Source organism: Polynucleobacter sp. 35-46-11 (assembly GCF_002281105.1).
The window spans coordinates 1-1433 of record NZ_NCFJ01000599.1; the positions used below are offsets into that span (position 1 = coordinate 1).

Annotated in this window: 2 protein-coding genes; both read right to left on the reverse strand. The window is 44.1% G+C overall.

All coding sequences use genetic code 11. The annotated features are described in order from the left end of the window. Positions 1-19 precede the first annotated feature (19 nt). A complete protein-coding gene (locus B7Y67_RS17990) occupies positions 20-538 on the reverse strand; it encodes a DinB family protein (RefSeq protein WP_293599804.1) in 519 nt (172 codons plus the stop codon). Between the two features lie 52 nt (positions 539-590). Further along, positions 591-1433, reverse strand: an 843-nt coding sequence (locus B7Y67_RS17995) for a patatin-like phospholipase family protein (protein WP_293599805.1), incomplete at its 5' end; no start/stop codon positions are given.

The following is a 1433-nucleotide window of genomic DNA, read 5'->3' on the forward strand; positions in this document are numbered from 1 at the left end:
AATATTGGCTAAAGATGTCTTACCCAAGTTCTGATTCATTAAAAGCATCTCTTAAATAGACAGGGAGGTCTATAGATGGCGGCCTAAAACCTGACTGATAAAACATATCTCCAATATGGCCGCGATGAAATGTTTTGTGGTTAAAGACATGAATCAGAATATCGCCTCTTGTCATTTCTCCAGCACCGCCATCAACAAACAAAAAGCTAAGCTTTTCATTGAGTAGTGGTTCAGTCATGGAGTCAGCATATTGAATATACCAATCGCCTGATTCATTTAACTTTTCAGTTAGGGCCGCCAAAGAATCTGGTGACTCCGTGGTACGAGACTTAAACCCATGATCTTTCCCAAGTAAATGAGCTTGCCAGATTTGATCAACAATAGCTACGTGGGCCAAGGCAAATGACATTCCACCAAATGCGGCAGCGCGATTTTTAATTACCTCATCAAGCGGCAACGCAGCAATCGCATCCAAAAGCATATTGTTTGCCCACTTGTTATAGCGTGCAAGCATGCGAATATTGCGAACGGCAGACATATAGCGCCCTTTTGGTAATTAAGCACATTCTAGTTATCTAGGGCGCCAAATCCTATGCCCAGAATTTTTTAATTTTTGCTGCTTCGATTTTTGAACGATCATAGCCCGTTCGCAATGCGCCAGCAATTTGCTTTGGGTCAAGCAAATCGACCCCTTTAGGTGTACCAGCTACTATCCACATTACTTTTGTGCCGGTCGCCTTAATGTCTTCAATATTTTGAGCAATGGGGTGTGGGATTGTTGTCAGTATTGCTCCCGTTACGCCATCAGTTAATGTAATGATTAAGGCCCTTTTAGATCCAGCCACTAAATCCACATGAGCTGGATTAGAACAAATTCCTCCATCCATGACATAACGCTGACCCAATAATGTTGGCCCAACAACACCCGGCAATGAGCTACTTGCTGCTGTACCGTGCGCCAAGGGAATATTATTTTTTCTGGCAGCTTGCTGACCAACAACAATGCGCTCACCCGTGTAGCAATCTATTCCCGTTGTGAACATCCGACTGGTCGGCCAATCTTTTTTACTATCGCCCGTCAATAATGCAGCCACTTTTTCAACACGCTCACCGTTTAATTTATTGTCAGCAGCTAATGCGGCATGGCCAATTACTCTGCGAGTTTCAATGCTGCCATCCGTTGCGCTCATATTAATTTGATCGGCCCTCATTTGACTGATATTGGGCTTAGTTACTGGAGCAATCTTGGAAAAAATCTCCGGAAACTTTCCAAAAAAATCAAACTCCGTCCGCAAACGGGCAAACTCGCCAGAGAGCAATGACGAACCCATATAAGAACCAGCAGAAGTGCCAACCACCATCTCAGGAAGCTGAGCCATATCCAGCCCCGCTTCAATCAGGCCATGAAAAAAACCGCAATACCAAGCAATGTA

Bases quoted from the DNA above. Each gene is read 5' to 3' on its own strand.
- B7Y67_RS17990 (WP_293599804.1), bottom strand. From the start codon at position 538: ATGTCTGCCGTTCGCAATATTCGCATGCTTGCACGCTATAACAAGTGG.